Here is a 21,171-nt window from a genome sequence, read left to right as displayed (position 1 = left end):
CTACACAAACCTAATGTCGGAGGGGGCTTGCCCCCGATGGCAGCCGGTCAGTCACTGAGTTGTTAACTGACCCACCGCCATCAGGCACAAGCCCCCTCCCACACGTTCAGCCCTGCGGTGCGTTCACGTCCTTACAGGTCGCCATAGCCCAGGGAGCGCAGTGCACGCTCATCGTCGGACCAGCCGCCTTTAACTTTCACCCACAGGTTGAGCATGATTTTGGAATCGAACAGCAATTCCATGTCCTTGCGCGCTTCGGTGCCGATACGCTTGATGCGCTCGCCCTTGTCGCCAATGATGATTTTCTTCTGGCCGTCGCGCTCGACGAGGATCAGCGCATGGATATGCAGGGTCTTGCCCTGCTGCTTGAACTCTTCGATTTCGACGGTGATCTGGTACGGCAGCTCGGCGCCCATCTGGCGCATGATTTTCTCGCGTACCAGTTCGGCGGCGAGGAAGCGGCTGCTGCGGTCGGTGATCTGGTCTTCCGGGAAGAAGTGCTCGTTCTCCGGCAGGTGCCCGGCGATCACGCGCTCCAGGGCATCCAGATTGTGACCATGCTGGGCCGAGATCGGCATGATCTGAGCGTTCGGCAGTTGTTCCTGCAACCAGCTCAGGTGCGGCATCAGCTCGGCTTTGTCTTCGATACGGTCGGTCTTGTTCAACGCGACGATCAAGGGGCCGGTCACGTACTGCACACGCTCGAGAACCATCTGGTCTTCGTCGGTCCACTTGGTGCGGTCGACCACGAAGATCACCACGTCGACGTCTTTCAACGCCGCCGAAGCGGTTTTATTCATATAACGGTTAAGGGCTTTCTCGCCGCCTTTGTGCATGCCTGGAGTGTCGACATAGACCGCTTGCACGCTGCCTTCGGTCTTGATGCCCAGCATGTTGTGGCGGGTGGTCTGCGGCTTGCGCGAGGTGATCGCCAGCTTCTGGCCGAGGATGTGATTCAGCAGCGTGGACTTGCCCACGTTCGGGCGGCCAACGATGGCAACATAGCCACAGCGTGTTGCGGTTGTATCAGTCATGGCCATTCTCCACGCCCAGGGCAATCAGTGCTGCAGCGGCCGCTACCTGTTCGGCAATACGACGGCTCACACCCTGACCTCGGCTTTTTTCATTCAGTAAGGTGATTTCACATTCCACGAAAAATACGCGGCAATGGGGCTCACCCTGGATATCCACCACTTCGTAGCGTGGCAGGTCGCACCCGCGGGACTGCAGGAATTCCTGCAGGCGGGTTTTGGGATCTTTGTTGGTGTCGACCAGCGTGAGGCTTTCGATCTCGGAGGTCAGCCACGCGGTGACGCGTTCCTTGGCGGCTTCCATGCCGGCATCCAGGTAGATGGCGCCGATCAGCGCTTCAAGGGCATCGGCCAGGATCGATTCGCGACGAAAACCACCGCTTTTCAATTCACCGGAACCCAGGCGCAGGTATTCGCCCAAGCCGAAACCACGGGCCAGCACGGCCAGGGTCTCGCCTTTTACCAGGCGTGCGCGCAACCGCGACAGCTGGCCTTCACGGGCTTGCGGGAAGCGCTCGAACAGCGCCTCACCGGCGACGAAATTGAGGATGGCGTCACCGAGAAATTCCAGGCGTTCGTTATTGCGCCCTGCAAAGCTGCGGTGTGTGAGGGCAAGGATCATCAATTCCTGATCCTTGAAGGTGTAACCGAGCTGGCGCTCGAGACGACTGAGAGAAACGGTCACTGTTTAGCCATACCTGGTTGATGCATATCGAGTTCGTGGCACCGGCGGCCATCGACGATTGACGCAGTATTCAAATTCAAATCCTGAGTGGTGCTGCATGGGGCAGGACAAACATTTGTCGCCACCCCAGAAAAGCATTCGGCGCTGTGTTCACAGCGCCGCTTGTATTACTTGATCAGCCCGACCCGCGAGAAGTTCGGCAGGTGGCTGAGTTTGGGTTCCGGCCAGCTCATCCAGACCGCGAAGGCCTTGCCGACGATATTCTGGTCGGGAACCATACCCAGCAGCTCCTTGGGAATGCTGGGATCATCCCAGTAGCGGCTGTCGTTTGAATTGTCACGGTTGTCGCCCATCATGAAATAGTGCCCGGCCGGCACCTTCCACTGGCCATCAGGCATGGCCCGGTAGCGACTCATTTCCTTACGGATTTCGTGCTCCACCGCCCCGAGTTTTTCCTGGTACAGCTCGGCGCTGCCCAGGCTGTTCGGTTCGGAACCGAGCATTTTCTCGGCAACCAACTCACCGTTGATGAACAGGCGCTTGTCGCTGGTGTAGCGAATCACATCGCCCGGCAGGCCCACCACACGCTTGATGTAGTTGACGTTCGGGTCGCTCGGGTAGCGGAACACCATCACATCACCGCGCTGCGGGTCGCCGATTTCAATGACCTTCTTGTCGATCACCGGCAGGCGAATCCCGTAGGAAAACTTATTCACCAGGATGAAATCGCCGACGTCCAGGGTAGGTTTCATCGACCCCGAAGGGATCTGGAAAGGCTCTACCAGAAACGAACGCAGCACCAGCACGATGAACAACACCGGGAAGAACGACTTGCCGTATTCAACCAGCAAAGGCTCTTTGTTCAGCTTCTCGATCACCACGCCATCGGGCTGGCTGACGCTGCCCTGATAGGACGCGATAGCCGCCCGCCGACGCGGGGCGAAGAACACCAGATCGAGCAAGGCCAGAAGACCGCAAACGGCAACGGCAATGACCAGCAACAGCGGGAAATTTAGCGACATAGGACCTAACTATCCAACCTGAGCACCGCAAGGAAGGCTTCTTGTGGAATTTCCACGTTACCCACTTGCTTCATGCGTTTTTTACCGGCCTTTTGCTTCTCAAGCAGCTTGCGCTTACGGCTTACGTCACCGCCGTAGCATTTGGCCAGTACGTTCTTTCTGAGAGCCTTGACGGAGGTCCGCGCAATGATCTGCCCGCCGATGGCGGCCTGGATCGCGACGTCGAACATCTGGCGCGGAATCAGTTCTTTCATCTTTTCGGTCAACTGGCGACCTTTGTAGTGCGCGTTGTCCTTGTGCACGATCAGTGCAAGGGCGTCCACTTTGTCGCCGTTGATCAACACATCCAGTTTCACCAGATTAGCCGATTGGTAACGGTCGAAATGGTAATCCAGCGAAGCATAGCCGCGACTGGTGGATTTGAGACGGTCGAAGAAGTCCAAGACCACTTCGTTCATCGGCAAATCGTAAGTCACTTGCACCTGGGTACCGAGGAACAGCATGTCGTGCTGCACGCCACGCTTTTCGATACACAGGGTAATGACGTTGCCCAGGTGTTCTTGCGGCACAAGAATATTGGCGCGCACGATCGGCTCGCGCATGTCTTCAATGGAAGACAGGTCTGGAAGCTTGGACGGGTTGTCGACGTAAATCGTTTCACCGGTTTTCAACGCCAACTCGAAAATAACCGTTGGCGCGGTGGTGATCAGGTCCAGGTCGTATTCGCGCTCGAGGCGCTCCTGGATGATCTCCATGTGCAGCATGCCGAGGAAGCCGCAGCGGAAGCCGAAGCCCAGGGCGTCGGAGCTTTCCGGGGTGTACTGCAACGACGAGTCATTGAGCGTGAGCTTTTGCAGGGCTTCGCGGAAGTCTTCGAAGTCGTCGGAGCTGACCGGGAACAGGCCTGCGTAGACCTGCGGCTGGATGCGTTTGAACCCCGGCAGCACGTCGACGTCCGGGGTGGAGCTCAAGGTCAGGGTGTCGCCGACCGGCGCACCGTGGATGTCCTTGATACCGGCGATGATGAAGCCTACTTCGCCGGCTTTCAGATCAGTGGTCGCGGTGTGCTTGGGGTTGAAGACACCGACGCTGTCCACCAGGTGGATCTTGCCGGTGGACTTGACCAGAATCTTGTCGCCCTTTTTCACACGGCCGTGGCGCACGCGTACCAGGGAGACAACCCCCAGATAGTTGTCGAACCAGGAGTCGATGATCAACGCTTGCAGCGGATCTTCGATGTTGCCGGTTGGGGCAGGAATGGTTTTGACCAGGCGCTCGAGGACTTCGTCGACACCCAGGCCGGTCTTGGCGCTGCACTCGACGGCGTCGGTGGCGTCAATGCCGATGATTTTTTCGATTTCTTCTTTGACGCGTTCCGGATCGGCCTGTGGCAGGTCGATCTTGTTCAGCACCGGCATCACTTCCAGGCCCTGCTCGATGGCCGTGTAGCAGTTGGCCACGGACTGGGCTTCTACGCCCTGGCCTGCGTCCACCACCAACAGCGCGCCTTCGCAGGCTGCCAGGGACCGGCTGACTTCATAGGTGAAGTCGACGTGGCCTGGGGTGTCGATGAAGTTCAGCTGGTACCGGATACCGTCTTTGGCGGTGTAGTACAGAGTAACGCTGTGGGCCTTGATGGTGATCCCGCGCTCGCGTTCGAGGTCCATGGAATCCAGTACCTGGGCTTCCATTTCACGCTCGGCAAGGCCGCCGCACATCTGGATGAATCGATCGGCCAGCGTCGACTTACCATGGTCAATGTGGGCGATGATGGAGAAATTGCGGATATGACTCAAATCACTCACGGATCAACACTCAAAAAGGCTGCAGGCAGATTGCCCGCTGAAAAATAGCCGGGAATTGTACCTGATGCTCAGGCCAGACGTCATCTTTGCTGACAGGAACAAAAATGCCCCGATCGCTCGACCGGGGCATTTTTTGTTCATAAGCGCGGTATCAACCGGCGCGGCGCAACAGCCAGAACCCGGCCAGGGCGCAGATGGCGGTGGGCACCAGCACCGCAAACAGCGGCGAGAAACCGAACACCAGACTCGACGGGCCGAGCAGGTCCTGGGCGATGCGGAAAGTGAAGCCCACCAGCACACCGGTAAACACACGCTGACCCAGGGTCACGGAGCGCAGCGGGCCGAAGATAAACGAGATAGCCATCAGCACCAGCGCAGCGGTCACTACCGGCTGCAGCACCTTGACCCAGAACGCCAGCCAGTAACGGCCATTGTTCAAGCCCTGGTCCTTAAGGTAGTGGATGTAACCCCACAACCCGGAGATCGGCAGGCTTTCGGGGATCATCACCACGGTATTCAGCAATTCGGGCTTGAGGGCGATATCCCACTCTTCGCTTGGCACATTGATCACTTCGGTGCTGGCCTTGGTGCCTTGGCCGACATTGCGGAAGTACGTGGTGGTGATATCGGTCAGTTGCCACTTTTCATCGCTGTATTGCGCACGTTTGGCGAAGCTGGACGACAACATGTGACGCTCTTTGTCGAACGTGTAGCGGGTCACACCGATCAACAGGCCGCCGGGCTGCACGGCGTTGATGTGGATAAATTCGTCACCCTGACGGTGCCACAGGCCGTGCTTGGAGCTTTGTGCATCCCCCGAACCCTGGGCCAGGGCGCGATTGGCCTGGGCGGTGGTTTCGGCCGGCGGCGCAACGTATTCACCAATCAGCACGCTGCACAGCATCAGCAGCAGCATCGGCTTCATCACCGCCCAGACGATACGCCCGATGGACACACCAGCGGCGCGCATGATGGTCAGTTCGCTGTTGCTGGCCAGGCTGCCGAGGCCGATCAGGCAGCCGATCAGCGCCGCCATCGGCATCATGTCGTACAGACGACGTGGCGCGGTGAGCGCCACATAGCTCATCACGTCCCACACGGTGTAGGTATCGCTGACGTTGCCCACTTCGTCGATGAAAGCGAACAGCGAGGCCAGGCCGAGGATAATGCCCAGTACCGCCAGGATGGCGATCAGGACGCTGCTACCAATGTAGCGATCGAGCTTAGCCACGAGCCAACTCCTTCTGGCCACGACGGCTCATCATTTTCAAACGGATAGGTTCCCAGTAGAGCAGGCCCAGACCGATCATCAGGAAGATCCCGTGCACCCACCACAGGCCCAGAGTCGGCGACAGCTTGCCTTTCTCCAGCGAGCCACGGGCGGAAATCAGGATGGTGAGGTAGGCCATATATAGCAGGATTGCCGGCAACAGCTTGAGGAAGCGGCCCTGGCGCGGATTGACGCGCGACAGCGGCACGGCCATCAAGGTCACGATAAACACCAGCAACGGCAGGGAAATACGCCATTGCAATTCGGCGATGGAACGCAGCTCCTCACTGCCGAACAGGTCTTGCGTAGGGATAGCATCACGGTCGGTGACTTCGCTGCTGACGTCCGGGCGGGCAAGCATCACGCCATAGGTGTCGTACTTGATCGCGCGGTAGTCGGCCTGGCCGGGGCTGCCGTCATAGCGATAGCCGTTTTCCAGGATCAGGTAGCGACTGCCATCCGGGCGCACTTCCTGGCGACCGGAGTCGGCCACCAGCACGGAAATACCACGATCTTTCTTATCCTGGCCCAGGCGTTTTTCGGAGATGAACACCCCGCCCAGGTTGGCGCGGTCTTCGGTGAGGGTTTCGGTGTAGGTCACCCGGGTGCCGTCATTGAGCGCCTGGAAGCGGCCCGGCTCGAGGGTGTCGAACTCCGTCATCGCGTCCTGTTTGTTCAGCACCAGCTGAAACTGCATGGCGCCCTGAGGCGCCAGGCTCAGGCTCAGCCATGCGACGATGAGGGCAACGCCGGCGGCCGGGATCATGGTCATGCCCAGCAAGCGCTGCTGGCTCATGCCGGTGGCCGAGAGCACGGTCATTTCGCTTTCAAGGTACAGGCGGCCATACGCCAGCAGGATCCCGAGGAACAGGCCCAACGGCAGAATCAGCTGCAGGAACCCCGGCAGGCGAAAGCCCATGATCAGGAACAGCGAGCCTGGGTCCAGCGCGCCGGAAGCGGCCTGGGCCAGGTATTTGACGAAACGACCACTCATGATGATGACCAACAGCACCGCACTCACGGCACTCAGGGTCAACAGGACTTCGCGGGACAGATAACGGAAGACGATCAAACCAGACACTCCAGGGTTGTCAGGCTAAGGCGGCCAAACAAGCAAGCATACCGAGTCAGCCCGTTTACAAGGGCCGGCTAAAAAGATGGCGCATTATCCTGTGATTGGCCGCGCCTGTCACTGCGCAACCTCACCCACGCGCACAAAGCGTGCGCCAAGGGTTGTCAGGCTTCGCCTGCGCGGTTCAAACTGCGGCCTTTGTCGCTGGCGGTTTACACGCCTGCCACGCTTTAAAGCCTGGGTACAAACGCCAGGCTCTCAGACCTTTATAAGGGACCCGAAAATGGAATTGGTTGTAAAAAGCGTTAGCCCTGAAACGTTGAAAACCGCCACCCTCGTGGTCGCCATCGGCGAAGGCCGCAAGCTTGGCGTTGCCGCCAAACAACTCGATGAACTGAGCGGCGGCGCCATCAGCGCAGTGCTCAAGCGCGGCGACCTGGCCGGCAAGGTCGGCCAGAGTCTGCTGCTGCAAAGCCTGCCGAATCTCAAGGCCGACCGCGTATTGCTGGTGGGCGTGGGCAAGGACGACGAACTGGGCGACCGTCCGTTCCGCAAGATCATCAGCGGCATCCTCGGCACCCTCAAGGGCCTGGGCGGCGGCGATGCCACCCTGGCACTCGATGAAATCGTGGTCAAAGGCCGCGACAGCTACGGCAAGACCCGCCTGCTGGCCGAGACCCTGGTAGACGGCGTTTACATCTTCGACCAGTTCAAGAGCCAGAAAGCCGAACCCCGCGCGCTGAAGAAAATCACCCTGCTGACCATCAAGGCTGCCCAGGCTGAAGTCCAGCGCGCCGTGAACCACGCCACCGCGATTGCCAACGGCATGTCGTTCACCCGCGACCTGGGCAACCTGCCGCCGAACATCTGCCACCCGACTTACTTGGGCGAACAGGCCAAGGCCTTGGGCAAAGAGTTCAAGGGCCTGAAAGTCGAAGTGCTGGACGAGAAAAAGATCAAAGAACTGGGCATGGGCTCGTTCTACGCCGTGGGCCAGGGCAGCGACCAGCCGCCACGCCTGATCGTGATGCAATACAACGGCGGCAAGAAGTCCGAGAAGCCTTACGCCCTGGTCGGTAAAGGCATCACCTTCGACACCGGCGGCATCAGCCTCAAGCCGGGCGCGGGCATGGACGAGATGAAATACGACATGGGCGGCGCCGCCAGCGTGTTCGGCACCCTGCGCGCCGTGCTGGAGCTCAAGCTGCCGATCAACCTGGTGTGCATCCTGGCGTGTGCCGAAAACATGCCGAGCGGCGGCGCGGCTCGCCCCGGCGACATCGTCACCACCCTGAGCGGCCAGACCGTCGAGATTCTCAACACCGACGCCGAAGGCCGCCTGGTGCTCTGCGACGCCCTGACCTACGCCGAGCGTTTCAAGCCGCAGGCGGTGATCGACATCGCCACCCTGACCGGCGCGTGCATCGTTGCACTGGGCTCCCACACCTCCGGGCTGCTGGGCAACAACGATGAACTGATCGAGCAACTGCTCAGCGCCGGCAAGGCCGCCGACGACCGCGCCTGGCAACTGCCGCTGTTCGATGAGTACCAGGAACAGCTCGACAGCCCATTCGCCGACATCGCCAACATCGGCGGGCCAAAAGCCGGCACCATCACGGCGGCCTGCTTCCTGTCGCGCTTTGCCAAGAACCTCAACTGGGCGCACCTGGACATCGCCGGCACCGCCTGGACCAGCGGCGGCAAGGACAAGGGCGCAACCGGCCGCCCGGTTCCCCTGCTGACCCAGTACCTGCTGGACCGCGCCAAAGCCTGAAACTGAAGATGCCGGGGCGGCGAGCACGCCGCTCCGGTCTCAGGAACCGCAATGACCCAAGTCGACTTCTATATATTGCCCAGCGCCGACCCGCTCGCGCGCCTGGACTTTGCCTGCAAACTCACCGAAAAAGCCTGGCGCATGGGTCACCGCATCTACCTGCATTGCAGCGATGCCGCCCAACGCGACGAGCTTGACGCCCGCCTGTGGCGCTTCAAGGGCGAAAGCTTCGTGCCCCACGGTCCTGCCGAGTCAGAACCTGAAGGCCACGTCGTGCTGGGATTGGGCGACAGCTGCGGCGATCATCACGACCTGCTGGTCAACCTGGACCTGAAAGTACCGCCTTTTGCCAAAGCCTTTGCCCGCGTGGCGGAAGTGGTGGTGGAAGATCCGGCTATTCGTCAGGCCGCGCGGGAGAGTTTCCGTTTCTACCGCGAACAGGGCTATCCTTTGCAGGATCACCGGCTACAACGACTTTGAGCACACGATGGACACTTCCAAGCCTGTAAAAAAAGACGACCACCTGCTGGACGACCTCGAGTCGATCCGCCAGTTGCTGGGTGATGACGGTTTGCAGCCGCCGCTGTTGACCGAATCGGCCGATGGCGAAGTACAGATTCCGCTGCTGTTCGACATGGTCGGCGGCAAGCCTGCCCCGGCAGTTGTCGAGCCGCCTGTCCTGAACGCGGCGCCTGTGGCCGTTGCCGCCGAAAAAACCCAGGACGCCCTGCTGCTGCACCTGGACAACGAACTGCGCGCCGCCGCGCAACTGATCATGCAAGACGTGATCGATGACTTTGCCCCGCATATCGAAACCGAGATCAAGCGCCGGATGGATGCGCGCATGGAACGGCTGATCGCCGCAGCCACAAATAACTAGCCATAAGCTGCAAGCGCGAACACTGCGACCCGCTTGCAGCTTATAGCTTGCAGCTGCCTCACCCCTTATACTTGTCGGCTTTCCTGAATAAATGCCAACTAGGGTCCCGCCGCGCATGGATAAGACCTACCAGCCGCACGCAATTGAAACTTCCTGGTACAACACCTGGGAGTCCGAGAACTATTTCGCTCCGCAAGGTGCGGGCGAGTCCTACACCATCATGATCCCGCCACCGAACGTCACTGGCAGCCTGCACATGGGCCATGGCTTCAACAATGCGATCATGGATGCGTTGATCCGTTTCCGCCGTATGCAGGGTCGCGACACCCTGTGGCAGCCGGGTACCGACCACGCCGGTATCGCCACGCAGATGCTGGTGGAGCGTCAACTCGAAGCCACCGGCCAGAGCCGCCACGACCTGGGTCGCGAGAAATTCCTGGAAAAAATCTGGGAATGGAAAGACCAGTCCGGCGGCAATATCAGCCGTCAGATCCGTCGCCTGGGCTCATCCGTTGACTGGAGCCGCGAGCGCTTCACCATGGACGACGGCCTGTCCGAAGCCGTGAAAGAAGCGTTCGTGCGCCTGCATGAAGACGGCCTGATCTACCGTGGCAAACGCCTGGTCAACTGGGACACCAAGTTGCACACGGCGATTTCCGACCTCGAAGTGGAAAACCACGACGAGAAAGGCTTCCTGTGGAATCTCAAATACCCGCTGGCCGACGGCGCCAAGACCGCCGAAGGCAACGACTACCTGATCGTCGCTACCACCCGTCCGGAAACCATGCTCGGCGATGCCGCTGTCGCGGTTAACCCGAACGACGAGCGCTATCAGGCACTGATCGGCAAGTTCGTCGAGCTGCCATTGGTGGGTCGCCGCATCCCGATCATCGCGGACGACTATTGCGATCCCGAATTCGGTACCGGTTGCGTGAAGATCACCCCGGCCCACGATTTCAACGACTACGAAGTCGGCAAGCGCCACAACCTGCCGCTGCTGAACATGTTCGACAAGAACGCCGCCGTCCTGCCGGCCTGCCAGGTGTTCAACCTGGACGGCACGCTGAACGAGAGCATCGACGGGCAGATCCCGGCCGAATACGCCGGCCTCGACCGTTTTGAAGCGCGCAAGCAGATCGTGGCCGCATTCGACGCCATTGGTTTGCTGGTCAGCGTCGACGACCACGCGCTGAAAGTGCCCAAGGGCGATCGTTCCGGCACCGTGATCGAGCCGTGGCTGACCGACCAGTGGTACGTCTCCACCAAGCCGTTGGCAGAACCTGCGATTGCTGCCGTGGAAGACGGTCGCATCCAGTTCGTGCCTAAACAGTACGAAAACATGTACTTCTCGTGGATGCGCGACATTCAGGATTGGTGCATCAGCCGTCAACTGTGGTGGGGCCACCGCATTCCGGCCTGGTACGACGAGTCGGGCAAGGTCTACGTTGGCCGCGACGAAGCCGAAGTGCGTGCCAAGCACAACCTTGGCGCGGACGTGGTGCTGCAACAGGACAACGACGTACTGGACACCTGGTTCAGCTCGGGCCTGTGGACCTTCTCCACCCTGGGCTGGCCGCAGCAGACCGAATTCCTGAAGAAATTCCACTCCACCGATGTGCTGGTCACCGGCTTCGATATCATTTTCTTCTGGGTTGCCCGGATGATCATGCTGACCATGCACCTGGTGAAGAACGAGGACGGCACGCCGCAGGTACCGTTCAAGACCGTGTACGTGCACGGCCTCGTGCGTGATGGCCAGGGTCAGAAGATGTCCAAGTCCAAGGGCAACGTGCTCGACCCGCTGGACATCATCGACGGCATCGACCTGGAAACCCTGGTGCAGAAACGCACCTCGGGCCTGATGCAGCCGAAACTGGCGAAAAAGATCGAGAAGCAGACCCGCGACGAGTTCGCCGACGGCATCGCCAGCTACGGCACCGATGCCCTGCGTTTCACCTTCTGCTCGCTGGCGTCCACCGGTCGCGACATCAAGTTCGACATGGGCCGCGTTGAAGGCTATCGCAACTTCTGCAACAAGATATGGAACGCTGCGCGCTATGTGCTCGATAAAGGCGAAGACTGCGGCCAGAACGGCGAAGCTTATGAGTTGAGCCTGGCCGACCGCTGGATCATCTCGCAACTGCAACGCACCGAAGCCGAAGTGACCCGCCAGCTCGACCAGTTCCGTTTCGACCTGGCGGCGCAGGCCTTGTACGAGTTCATCTGGAACCAGTATTGCGACTGGTACCTGGAACTGTCCAAGCCGGTGCTGTGGGACGAAAACGCGCCAATCGAACGCCAGCGCGGCACCCGCCGCACCCTGGTGCGCGTATTGGAAGTGGCGCTGCGCCTGGCGCACCCGTTCATGCCCTTCATCACCGAAGAAATCTGGCAGCGCCTGGCGCCGCTGGCCGGTATCGAAGGCAAGACCATCATGCTGCAACCTTGGCCGGTGGCCAACGAAGCGCGCATCGATGAGGCGGCCGAAAGCGATATCGAGTGGCTCAAGACCCTGATGCTTGGCACACGTAACATCCGCGCCGAGATGAACATCGGGCCAGGCAAGCCGCTGGCGGTGTTCGTGAAGAACGCCAGTGCCGAAGACCAGCGTCGCCTGGCTGAAAACGAGGCACTGCTCAAGAAGCTGGCGAAGCTGGAGTCGATCACCGTATTGGCCGAAGGCGCCGAAGCACCGTTGTCCGCCACCGCACTGGTCGGCGAGATGGAAGTGCTGGTGCCGATGGCCGGCCTGATCGACAAGGGCGCCGAACTGGCCCGCCTCGACAAGGAAATCCTGCGCCTGCAAGGCGAAGTGCAGCGGGTCGGCGGCAAGCTGTCCAACGCGGCGTTCGTCGACAAGGCGCCGGCTGAAGTGATCGAGAAAGAACGCGCCAAACTGGCCGAGGCTGAGCAGGCCCTGGGCAAGTTGGCCGAGCAACATGCGCGGATTTCCAGCCTGTAAGGCTTGAACCGTGTGAAAAAAGAGACTTTCGAGTCTCTTTTTTTTGGCCCTGTGAACCCGATCAATGTGGAAGGCATGTAGGCCCCCAACCCACATTTGACCGGGTTACCCTCAAGATGTGTGACAATGCCCACCACTTTGAGCCAACACCAGAATCAACATGACCGCCCCCACTACGCCCAAACCTGCACGCAAGAAGCCTAAAACCGCCGCCACGGCCAAACCCGTCGCGCCGCGCAAAGAGGCTACCCTGCACCCGCGCAACCGCCACACGGGGCGTTACGACTTCCCGGCGCTGATCAAGACCACGCCGGAGCTGGCGAAATTCGTGATTCTCAACCCCTACGGCAAAGAGAGCATCGACTTCGCCAGCCCCGATGCAGTACGCGTGTTCAACCGGGCGTTGCTCAAGTCGTTCTACGGTATCCAGCACTGGGACATCCCGGCTGACTACCTGTGCCCTCCGGTGCCTGGGCGCGCGGACTATGTGCACTTCCTGGCCGACCTGCTGGCCGGCGTCAATGAAGGCAAGATCCCACGGGGTTCCATCGTCAAAGTGCTGGACATCGGCATGGGCGCCAACTGCGTCTACCCGCTGATTGGCTACATGGAGTACCGCTGGAACTTCCTCGGCTCCGAAGTCGACCCAATCGCGGTGGCGGCGGCCAAGGCCATCGTGCAGTCCAATGACCTGAGCAAGGTCATCCAACTGCGTCAGCAGGACAACCCCAAGCACATCCTGTTGGGCCTGCTGGAGCCGGGTGAGCGTTTTGACCTGACCATGTGCAACCCGCCGTTCCACGCCTCCATGGACGAAGCCACCAAAGGAAGCGAGCGCAAGTGGCGCGCCCTGGGCAAGGCCGATCCCAAGCGTAAACTGCCGGTATTGAACTTCGGCGGCCAATCGGCCGAACTGTGGTGTGAAGGCGGCGAAGCGCGCTTTGTGACGCAGCTTATCGCCGAGAGTGCGCACTTTGCCCACAAGGTGTTGTGGTTCAGCACCCTGGTGTCCAAAGCGTCGAACTTGCCCGCCATCGAGATCGCCCTGAAAAAAGCCGGCGTGCTGGAAAGCCAAGTGGTGGAAATGTCCCAGGGTCAGAAGCAAAGCCGTTTCGTGGCCTGGACCTTCCAGACCAAAAACGAACAGCAGATCTGGCGCCAGCGCTGGGTGCGCGACTAACCCTGTGGCGAGGGCGCTTGCCCTCGCCACAGTAAAAACGCAGGCAACAAAAAACCGTGCCCGGATCGCTCCGGAGCACGGTTTTTTTTGCTGCGTCTTACTTGTTAACAGCGTCGGTCAGGCCTTTGGCCACAACCAGCTTGATAACTTTCTTAGCAGCGATTTCGATGGCAGCGCCAGTCGAAGGGTTACGGCCAGTACGGGCTGGACGCTCGGTCACTTTCAGTTTGCCAACACCTGGCAGAGTGATTTCGCCGCCGTTTTCCAGCTGATCAGCAACAACTTGGCTCAGTTGGTCCAGCAGAGCGCGCACGGTAGTTTTCGGTGCGTCTACTGCTTCAGCCAGGTCAGCGATCAGTTGGTCTTTAGTAATAGCCATTGTGGTGTTCCTTCCCTATCAAATTCATATGGATTGCAGAGTGCAGTGTCAGCCGTCGAGCCCGACCGTCTAGGTCTGGCACCCCAGGCCATAACCTCGGAGATCGGGGTTATAGATGCTTGAAACGGGGATTGGTTCGACCTGACAGATGCTGAATGCACGCTTAACGCCGATACGTGGCGTAAGACGGGGCAAAACTAGCACAGAGACGGGGAAATATCCGCCTCTACCTACCCAATTGGTCAGCTTTATCGCTCTAAACCGTGAAAAAAGGGCATATGCCCCGTCGGACAGTGGTCAAAACCGCCTTCGACGCGTGTCTTGGCCAATGGGTGCGGTACACTGGGCGACTTTTTGGGGAGGCCGACCGCTCCCCTTCAACCAGCCGAGAAGCCTATGCCGATCCGTCATTGCATCGTCCACCTGATCGACAAAAAACCCGACGGCACGCCCGCAGTTCTGCATGCACGCGATTCGGAGCTGTCCGAATCGGCGGCCATCGAGAACATGCTTGCCGACCTCAACGAGAGCTACAACGCCAAACAAGGCAAGGCCTGGGGTTTCTTCCATGCCGAGTCCGGCGCGCACCCGTTCAGCGGCTGGTTGAAGGAGTATTTCGACGGTGGCCAGGATTTCACCACCTTCAGCCGCACCGCGGTCGAGCACCTGCAGAAGCTGATGGAAGAGTCCAACCTCTCCACCGGCGGCCACGTACTGTTTGCCCACTACCAGCAAGGCATGACCGACTACCTGGCGATCGCCCTGCTGCACCACAGCGAAGGCGTGGCGGTGACCGACGAGCTGGACGTGACGCCCTCCCGTCACCTGGACCTGGGCCAACTGCACCTGGCGGCACGGATCAACGTGTCCGAGTGGCAGAACAACAAACAGTCCAAGCAGTACATCTCGTTTATCAAAGGCAAGAACGGCAAGAAAGTCTCGGAGTACTTCCGTGACTTTATCGGCTGCCAGGAAGGTGTCGACGGGCCGGGCGAGACCCGCACCCTGCTCAAGGCCTTCAGTGACTTCGTAGAAAGCGAAGACCTGCCGGACGAGTCGGCCCGCGAAAAAACCAAGACTCTGGTGGACTACGCCAGCAGCCAGGCCAAGCTCGGTGAGCCCATGGGCCTGGAAGAACTGTCGGGCTTGATCGATGAAGATCGACCAAAAGCGTTCTACGACCACATTCGCAACAAAGACTACGGCCTGTCGCCGGAGATCCCGGCCGATAAACGCACCCTCAACCAGTTCCGCCGCTTCACCGGCCGCGCCGAGGGCCTGTCGATCAGTTTTGAAGCGCACCTGCTGGGCGACAAGATTGAATACGACGAAGCGGCTGGCACTTTGATCATCAAGGGCCTGCCGACCCAACTGACCGACCAGCTCAAGCGCCGCAACTGATGCTTGGCGGGGTCCTGAAAAAAGTCCTGCTGGTGTTGCTGGTTGTGGTGGTGATTCAGAACTGGGGCAAGATCGAGCGGCTGTTCAACCCCTCGCAGGTGGTATCGGAGCAGGTCCGCACGTCGGCGCGGGTGGTGCTCTATGCCACCGGGTGGTGCGGCTACTGCCAGCAGATCCGCCGCTTCCTGGACCAGAAAGGCATTCCGTACCAGGCGTTCGATATCGAGAAAGACGCCCAGGCGCGCAAAGCCTATGAGGCGCTGGGCGGCGGCGGGATTCCGTTCGTGGACGTCAATGGTACGCTGATTCGCGATTACGACCCTAAGGCGATCATGGCGGCGCTGAAGTAGTCAGCGCACCACGATCATCCGCCCCAGCACCGTGTGCTGCTCAAACCCAAGCACCGCCTGCAACGCGTTCAACACCGCCTGCGGGTCTTTGCTCGGGAAACTGCCGCTGACGCGCCTGGCGCCCATGTCTTCGTTGAGCAACAGGATGCGGCCTGGGTAGTAACGGCGCAGATCCTTGATCACATCGGCCAACGGCGCCTTGTAGTAGTTAAGCCATCCCTCGCGCCAGGCCAGGCGCGATTCGCTGTCCACCGCATGCAGCGGTTCAGCCACGCCATCGGCGTAGGCCACTTGCTGGCCGGCCGTGAGCACTTGCTGCGCGCCCTGGCTCGAAGGGGTCACACCCACCCGGCCGGACAACACGGTCACCTGCGCCCCTGCCGGTTGCAGACGCACCTCGAACTGCGTGCCGAGCACCCGTGCTTCGCCGCTGTCCGCCGTCACCACAAACGATTCACCGGTGTGGGTCACGCTGAAAAAACCAGCGCCACGGCGTAACTGGATATGCCGCTCGCCATGGCTGAAATCCACCGCTATCGCGCTGTCGGCGTCCAAGGTGACCTGGGTTTTATCCGCCAGGGTGACGGTCTTCACTTCCCCCGGTGCCGTGACGTAATCAGCGCCAAAATCATCGACCCAGCGCGACGGCTGCCAGCCGACTCCCATCGACACCATCACCAACAGGCAGGCGGCCATGGCCAAGGCGCCGGACCAGCGCAGCGCACGGGAGCGCTTCGAGGTGTTCATCGCATTGAGATAGCCCTGCAACGCCAGTGCGTCTTCGTCGGCCAGGGCGCGCGCCGGTACTTCGCTCAACTCCCACAGCACCTGGGCCTGGGCATAGGCCTCGACATGGGCGGGGTCGGCACGCAGCCAACGGCTGAAGGTGGCCTGGTCGCCGCTGCTGGGCTGGTCATGCAACAGGCTCAGCCAGGCCAGCGCGGCATGTTCCTGGTCGGGCGTGGGAGTGACGTTCACGGTGCTTTCCCTGGCGTGCGTGGGGGCGATGGCTCACGAAGGCTGGCCTTGCAGGCTTCGAGGGCACGCATCATATGTTTTTCCACGGCACTTTGGGACAGGCCCATGGCCTTGGCGATTTGCGCGTACTTGCGGCCGTGGATGCGGTTGAGCAGGAAAATCTGGCGGGTGCGTTCCGGCAGGCTGCGCAAGGCGGCTTCCACATGGCGCAAATCGTTGCCCGCTTCCAGCGCGGCCTGGGGTTCGGAGCCTTGGTTGTCCTGCTGCTCGGGCAACCAGCCTTCGCTGCTGCGCGCCCGGGCGCCTTCACTGCGCAGGTGGTCGATGGCGATATTGCCAGCACAGCGCAGCAGGTAGGTACTGAGCTCTTCGACTTGCACCAGCGGCCGACGCCAGAAACGCAGGAACAGGTCCTGTACCAGGTCGGCGGCCGTGGCGCGACAGCCCACACGTCGACTCACCAAGGCTTCCATTTGCGAGCGCTGGGACAAAAATACCTGCAAAAAATGCGCACGCCCACCCGCCGCTTCAGCCTGTGGGCTGTCCTCGGATTCGGGTGGGGTCATGGTCATCATGGCAGGGGCTCAGAGGGTGGCGAACGCCGCAACGGGACTTGCCAGCAGGCCGACACCCGCCAGGATCAAGGCCAGCCGTGGCCGATACGGCAACAACAGCACCAGCAGCAGCGCGCTGAGCATCAATACCGCGCACCAGTGCACCAGGCCCAGGCCCCAGCCGGCCGCGCTCACCGCCGGCCAGATCGCAACGGTCAGCAACAACCACCCCGCCGCTCGCAACCCCAGACGTCGACGCGGCGATGGCTTGCTGCGCAGCAGTTCACCATGGTGGCGATCGGTGCCCAGGCACAACGCGGTAAACCCGGCGTAGCACATCAGCAGCGCGAGCAGCATTCAGTGCGCCTCCTGCTTGAGGTTGAGTGCGTCCGCCCGGTGCGCCTTGGACCGAGGCGCCACGCGCTGCTGCATCTTCCAGGCGGCCCAGGCGAGGAACACGCCGCTGGTCAGGCATGTCAGGTCGAAACCGGCCATGGTCCAGTCCCCCCGGGCCAGTGAAACGCCCATGTGTTGATCGGTGGTCAGGGCATTGAGCACGGGCACCGCCATGAACAGCAGCGCACCAACACTCAATTGTTCGACCCACGCTCGGCGACCCCGGCGCAGCATCGCGTGCACCAGGCTCAGGCCCCAGACGATAAAGAAGCTCTGCACTTCCCAGTCGGAACGCGCGGCGAAGCTCTCCGGCAGCAGGCGGTTAGTCCAGAAGAACGCTGCGATGGCGATCAGCAGTCCAGACATGCTGGCGATGTTGAGCACTTCCACCAGCCGCAGCTCAAACGGCATCACTGCCGTTTTTGCGTGCTTGAGTTGACGTTTGCCCAGCCAGATCACCAGCCCGGTGCCGATCATCGCCGTGCCCGCCAGGCCGCAGATAAAGTACAGCCAGCGCAATACCGGCCCGGCGAAATGGCCCATGTGCAGGCCGAAGAAGCTGCCTGCGACGAGCGTCGGCAGCGATGCTTCACCGCTGATCCGCAACAACTCACCGGTGGTGCCGTTGAATTGCACCACGCTGCCGAAGTCATGCACCACGTTGTCGGATCCGGCGCGGGACACATTGACGGAGGCGTTCACATCACTCGGATTATTCACGGCGATACGCCCCACATGCCCACCCGCCCACTGCGCCCGCGCTTGCTCGTACATCGGCAGCAGCGGCAGCAACTTGCCCGGTGAACCCTGCGCCGGCGCATTGTTGCTGGCGGGGAAAAGCTCACTGAAGAAGGCGCGGCTATTACCGTCGTAGGCGGCGAGGATCGGCGCCGGCATCACCATTGTCATAAAGATCACCAGGCTGCTGAAGGTGATCATCAGGTGAAACGGCAGCACCAGGACGCCCACCGCGTTATGCCCATCGAGCCAGGAACGCTGGCCTTTGCGGGGACGGAAGGTGAAAAAGTCCTTGAAGATTTTCTTGTGGGTGATGATGCCGGTGATCAGCGCGACGAACATAACCATCGCCGCGATAGTCGATAGCCAGCGGCCCCAGGGATAGGGCATTTGCAGCTGGAAGTGGAAGCGATAGAAGAATTCCCCGCCCATGCTTGCGCGGGCTTCTACGGCTTTCCCGCTGACGGGGTCGAGGGTTTTACGCGTGAAATCACCGCGCTTGCCGGGGTCGACCTTGTTTTGCCACATCACCGACAGGCCAGGGTTACGTCTGTCCGGCAGGGTGATAAACCAGCGCGCAGCGCTCGGCGCAACTTGCTGCAGGTAGTGTTGCGCGACGCTGAGGCTGCGCGCATCGTCCAACGGGTGGGCGACCACTTCGGGCTGCATCCAATGGCTGGTCTCATCTTTGAAATAGGCCAGGGTGCCCGTAAGAAAAATCGCGAACAGCAGCCAGCCGAAGATCAATCCGGCCCAGGTGTGCAACCAGGCCATGGATTGGCGGAATCCCTCTTTCATGTGCGCGTCATCCAAAGACCGACACCCGCCAGGGTGGCGAACGCTGCGCTGGGCAACAGCACGCCCACCCAGGCGCGCCACGCCGTACGGCAGGCAAAGCACCACAACGCCGCCAGCAGGTAGAACACAAACGAACTCATCATCCCGATGATTACCGCGTCAACGCGTGCGGCCGGCAGCCACAGCGCCAGGCAGACACTGGCCAGGGACGCCATCAGGTAACCGCCAATCACCGCGGCCAACACGCGCGAGGTCACGGCGAAACGATAGGCAAGCGGCAGTGAGGGTTTGCTCTTCATGCGGGAGGCGCCAGGTTAATCAGCCCGCGATATTAATGATAAATATTCTCATAAGCAAAAAAGAACGGATGAATCACCTGCCTTGGCGCATTGCCGAACCGGACCACGCCCCCTACAATGCGAACAATTCTTGTTCTCTGAAGCATGCCGATACTTGCGGAGTGTTTGCGTTGAGCGTGTCCAACACCGTCGAAGTTTTGTACAACGACCATCACCACTGGCTCACCGGCTGGTTGCGACGCAAACTCGGCTGCCCGGAAAGCGCCGCAGACCTGGCGCAAGACACGTTCATCCGCGTACTCACCGCCCGCGAAGCGCCCACCTTGGTCGAACCGCGCGCCTTTCTCACCACCGTCGCCAAGCGAGTGCTGTACAACTTCTACCGCCGCCAGGATCTGGAGCGCGCCTACCTCGATGCCCTGACGCAGATGCCTGAACACGTGGCGCCGTCCGAAGAAGAGCGCGCGATCATTCTGCAAACCCTGGTGGAGCTGGACCAACTGCTCGACGGTTTGCCCATCCCGGTCAAACGCGCCTTCCTGCTGGCCCAACTCGACGGGCTGACCTACGCGCAAATCGGCGCCGAGCTGGGCATTTCCATCGCCACCGTCAAACGCCACCTGCATAAAGCCGCCATGCGCTGCTACTTTGCCCTATGAACATCTCGACCCAGGTTGCCGAACAAGCCGTGCACTGGCTGATGGAAATGCAGCAAGGCGCGCTCAACCCGCGCCAGCAGGCCGCCTGGCAACATTGGCTGAATGCCCACAGCGAACACCAGCGCGCCTGGGACCACATCCAGCGCGTCAACAGCCGCCTGCGTGGCATGCCCTCGCCCCTGGCTCACGCGGCGTTGAACGCGCCGACCACCACCAGCCGACGCCAGGCGCTGAAGTTGCTGCTGATCCTTGGCGCCGGTTCCGCCGCGGCCTGGAGCCTGCGCCAGCAACATATCCTGCCGCCGTTGACCGCCGACTACCGCAGCCCGGTGGGCCAGCGGCGCAAGGTGCAATTGGCCGATGGCAGTCAATTGCAGCTCAATACCGGCAGCGCGGTGGATGTGCACTTCGACGGCCGGCAGCGGCTGATCCGCCTGCTTGAAGGCGAGATCATGCTCAGCGGCATCGCCGGCACCGCACCGCTGCACGTGCTCACCGGGCAAGGCTTGCTGAGCAGCCAGGCGGCGCGCCTGAATGTGCGTCAGTTTCGCGATCACACGCAACTGGCGGTACTCGACGGCCACGTCGACGTCATGCCCAACACCTACAGCGGCCTGCCACTGACGGTCGAGGCCGCGCGCCAGGTCAATTTCACCCGCAAAGGCTGGGACACCCCGCGCCCCACCGATGCCAACAGCGGCGCCTGGGCCGACGGCATGCTCGTGGCCGCGCACATGCGCCTGGAAGACTTCCTCGGCGAACTCGGCCGCTATCGTCGCGGGCAGCTCAATTGCGACCCGCACGTGGCCAACCTGCTGATCTCCGGCAGTTACCCGCTGGACGACAGCGAGCGCATTCTTGACCTGCTGGAAGTCAGTCTGCCGGTGAAAGTACGGCGCTTTACCCGTTACTGGGTCACCGTGCAGGCACGCGCCTGA

Annotated in this window: 21 protein-coding genes; 9 read left to right on the top strand and 12 right to left on the bottom strand. The window is 60.9% G+C overall.

What is annotated here, in order from left to right:
* Positions 1-131 precede the first annotated feature (131 nt).
* From era to lptF, 6 genes are all read right to left on the bottom strand, one after another.
* Complete coding sequence (gene era / locus PSH59_RS05155) at positions 132-1,034, bottom strand: GTPase Era (RefSeq protein ID WP_248075536.1); 903 nt, start codon at positions 1,032-1,034, stop codon at positions 132-134.
* On the bottom strand, positions 1,027-1,716 hold the full coding sequence (rnc, locus tag PSH59_RS05150; protein ID WP_248075534.1) for a ribonuclease III: 690 nt from the start codon (positions 1,714-1,716) through the stop codon (positions 1,027-1,029). The genes era and rnc overlap by 8 nt, the downstream gene beginning before the upstream one ends.
* Positions 1,717-1,883: 167 nt before the next feature.
* Positions 1,884-2,738, bottom strand: coding sequence for a signal peptidase I (lepB, locus tag PSH59_RS05145; RefSeq protein ID WP_305394457.1), 855 nt, complete (start codon positions 2,736-2,738; stop codon positions 1,884-1,886).
* 5 nt (positions 2,739-2,743) lie between these two features.
* The gene (gene lepA, locus PSH59_RS05140; RefSeq protein WP_248075530.1) at positions 2,744-4,543 is read right to left on the bottom strand and encodes a translation elongation factor 4; all 1,800 of its coding nucleotides are present in this window, start codon (positions 4,541-4,543) and stop codon (positions 2,744-2,746) included.
* Positions 4,544-4,694: 151 nt separating this feature from the next.
* On the bottom strand, positions 4,695-5,774 hold the full coding sequence (lptG, locus tag PSH59_RS05135) for an LPS export ABC transporter permease LptG (RefSeq protein WP_248075528.1): 1,080 nt from the start codon (positions 5,772-5,774) through the stop codon (positions 4,695-4,697).
* Positions 5,767-6,885 carry an LPS export ABC transporter permease LptF gene (lptF, locus tag PSH59_RS05130; protein WP_248075526.1) on the bottom strand — a complete coding sequence of 373 codons (1,119 nt, stop codon included), beginning with the start codon at positions 6,883-6,885 and terminating at the stop codon, positions 5,767-5,769. The genes lptG and lptF overlap by 8 nt, the downstream gene beginning before the upstream one ends.
* Positions 6,886-7,168: 283 nt before the next feature.
* Here lptF and PSH59_RS05125 point away from each other — a divergent pair, with 283 nt between their 5' ends.
* The 5 genes from PSH59_RS05125 (at position 7,169) to rlmF (ending at position 13,681) form a co-directional block, all read left to right on the top strand.
* Positions 7,169-8,659, top strand: coding sequence for a leucyl aminopeptidase (locus PSH59_RS05125; protein WP_305394456.1), 1,491 nt, complete (start codon positions 7,169-7,171; stop codon positions 8,657-8,659).
* A gap of 51 nt (positions 8,660-8,710) precedes the next feature.
* The gene (locus tag PSH59_RS05120) at positions 8,711-9,139 is read left to right on the top strand and encodes a DNA polymerase III subunit chi (RefSeq protein WP_248075523.1); all 429 of its coding nucleotides are present in this window, start codon (positions 8,711-8,713) and stop codon (positions 9,137-9,139) included.
* A 7-nt stretch (positions 9,140-9,146) separates the two neighbouring features.
* A complete protein-coding gene (locus PSH59_RS05115) occupies positions 9,147-9,539 on the top strand; it encodes a DNA polymerase III subunit chi (RefSeq protein WP_305394455.1) in 393 nt (130 codons plus the stop codon).
* A gap of 115 nt (positions 9,540-9,654) precedes the next feature.
* Positions 9,655-12,501 (top strand): valine--tRNA ligase, encoded by a 2,847-nt coding sequence (locus PSH59_RS05110; protein WP_305394454.1) that lies wholly within the window; start codon positions 9,655-9,657, stop codon positions 12,499-12,501.
* A gap of 160 nt (positions 12,502-12,661) precedes the next feature.
* Positions 12,662-13,681 (top strand): 23S rRNA (adenine(1618)-N(6))-methyltransferase RlmF, encoded by a 1,020-nt coding sequence (gene rlmF, locus PSH59_RS05105; protein WP_248075514.1) that lies wholly within the window; start codon positions 12,662-12,664, stop codon positions 13,679-13,681.
* A gap of 97 nt (positions 13,682-13,778) precedes the next feature.
* On the opposite strand, the gene PSH59_RS05100 is transcribed toward rlmF, so the two are convergent.
* Positions 13,779-14,060 carry an HU family DNA-binding protein gene (locus PSH59_RS05100; protein ID WP_003188840.1) on the bottom strand — a complete coding sequence of 94 codons (282 nt, stop codon included), beginning with the start codon at positions 14,058-14,060 and terminating at the stop codon, positions 13,779-13,781.
* A gap of 396 nt (positions 14,061-14,456) precedes the next feature.
* Between PSH59_RS05100 and yejK the strand changes: the two genes are divergently transcribed.
* Both yejK and PSH59_RS05090 read left to right on the top strand, forming a co-directional pair.
* Positions 14,457-15,461, top strand: a complete 1,005-nt coding sequence (gene yejK / locus PSH59_RS05095) for a nucleoid-associated protein YejK (RefSeq protein ID WP_003171997.1) — start codon at positions 14,457-14,459, stop codon at positions 15,459-15,461.
* Positions 15,461-15,811 carry a glutaredoxin family protein gene (locus PSH59_RS05090; RefSeq protein WP_305394453.1) on the top strand — a complete coding sequence of 117 codons (351 nt, stop codon included), beginning with the start codon at positions 15,461-15,463 and terminating at the stop codon, positions 15,809-15,811. The genes yejK and PSH59_RS05090 overlap by 1 nt, the downstream gene beginning before the upstream one ends.
* On the opposite strand, the gene PSH59_RS05085 is transcribed toward PSH59_RS05090, so the two are convergent.
* Genes PSH59_RS05085 through PSH59_RS05065 form a run of 5 tightly spaced genes read right to left on the bottom strand, consistent with a single transcriptional unit; the run spans position 15,812 to position 19,574 of the window.
* Positions 15,812-16,789: a FecR family protein gene (locus PSH59_RS05085; RefSeq protein ID WP_305394452.1), complete on the bottom strand. Its 978-nt coding sequence runs from the start codon at positions 16,787-16,789 to the stop codon at positions 15,812-15,814.
* Entirely contained in the window at positions 16,786-17,361 is a 576-nt protein-coding gene (locus PSH59_RS05080) for an RNA polymerase sigma factor (protein WP_248076022.1), read from the bottom strand. The genes PSH59_RS05085 and PSH59_RS05080 overlap by 4 nt, the downstream gene beginning before the upstream one ends.
* A gap of 12 nt (positions 17,362-17,373) precedes the next feature.
* Entirely contained in the window at positions 17,374-17,700 is a 327-nt protein-coding gene (locus PSH59_RS05075; protein ID WP_305394451.1) for a DUF3325 domain-containing protein, read from the bottom strand.
* Positions 17,701-19,275 carry a PepSY domain-containing protein gene (locus tag PSH59_RS05070; protein ID WP_305394450.1) on the bottom strand — a complete coding sequence of 525 codons (1,575 nt, stop codon included), beginning with the start codon at positions 19,273-19,275 and terminating at the stop codon, positions 17,701-17,703.
* Entirely contained in the window at positions 19,272-19,574 is a 303-nt protein-coding gene (locus PSH59_RS05065; protein WP_305394449.1) for a DUF3649 domain-containing protein, read from the bottom strand. The genes PSH59_RS05070 and PSH59_RS05065 overlap by 4 nt, the downstream gene beginning before the upstream one ends.
* A 170-nt stretch (positions 19,575-19,744) precedes the next feature.
* Here PSH59_RS05065 and PSH59_RS05060 point away from each other — a divergent pair, with 170 nt between their 5' ends.
* A complete protein-coding gene (locus PSH59_RS05060) occupies positions 19,745-20,233 on the top strand; it encodes a sigma-70 family RNA polymerase sigma factor (protein ID WP_305394448.1) in 489 nt (162 codons plus the stop codon).
* Complete coding sequence (locus PSH59_RS05055; RefSeq protein ID WP_248075506.1) at positions 20,230-21,171, top strand: FecR domain-containing protein; 942 nt, start codon at positions 20,230-20,232, stop codon at positions 21,169-21,171. Before PSH59_RS05060 ends, PSH59_RS05055 begins: the two co-directional genes overlap by 4 nt.

Source organism: Pseudomonas sp. FP2309 (genome assembly GCF_030687575.1).
In the GTDB taxonomy this organism is placed as follows: domain Bacteria; phylum Pseudomonadota; class Gammaproteobacteria; order Pseudomonadales; family Pseudomonadaceae; genus Aquipseudomonas.
Note: the sequence above shows the minus strand (reverse complement) of the source record. Positions and strands in the feature narration are given on the sequence as shown.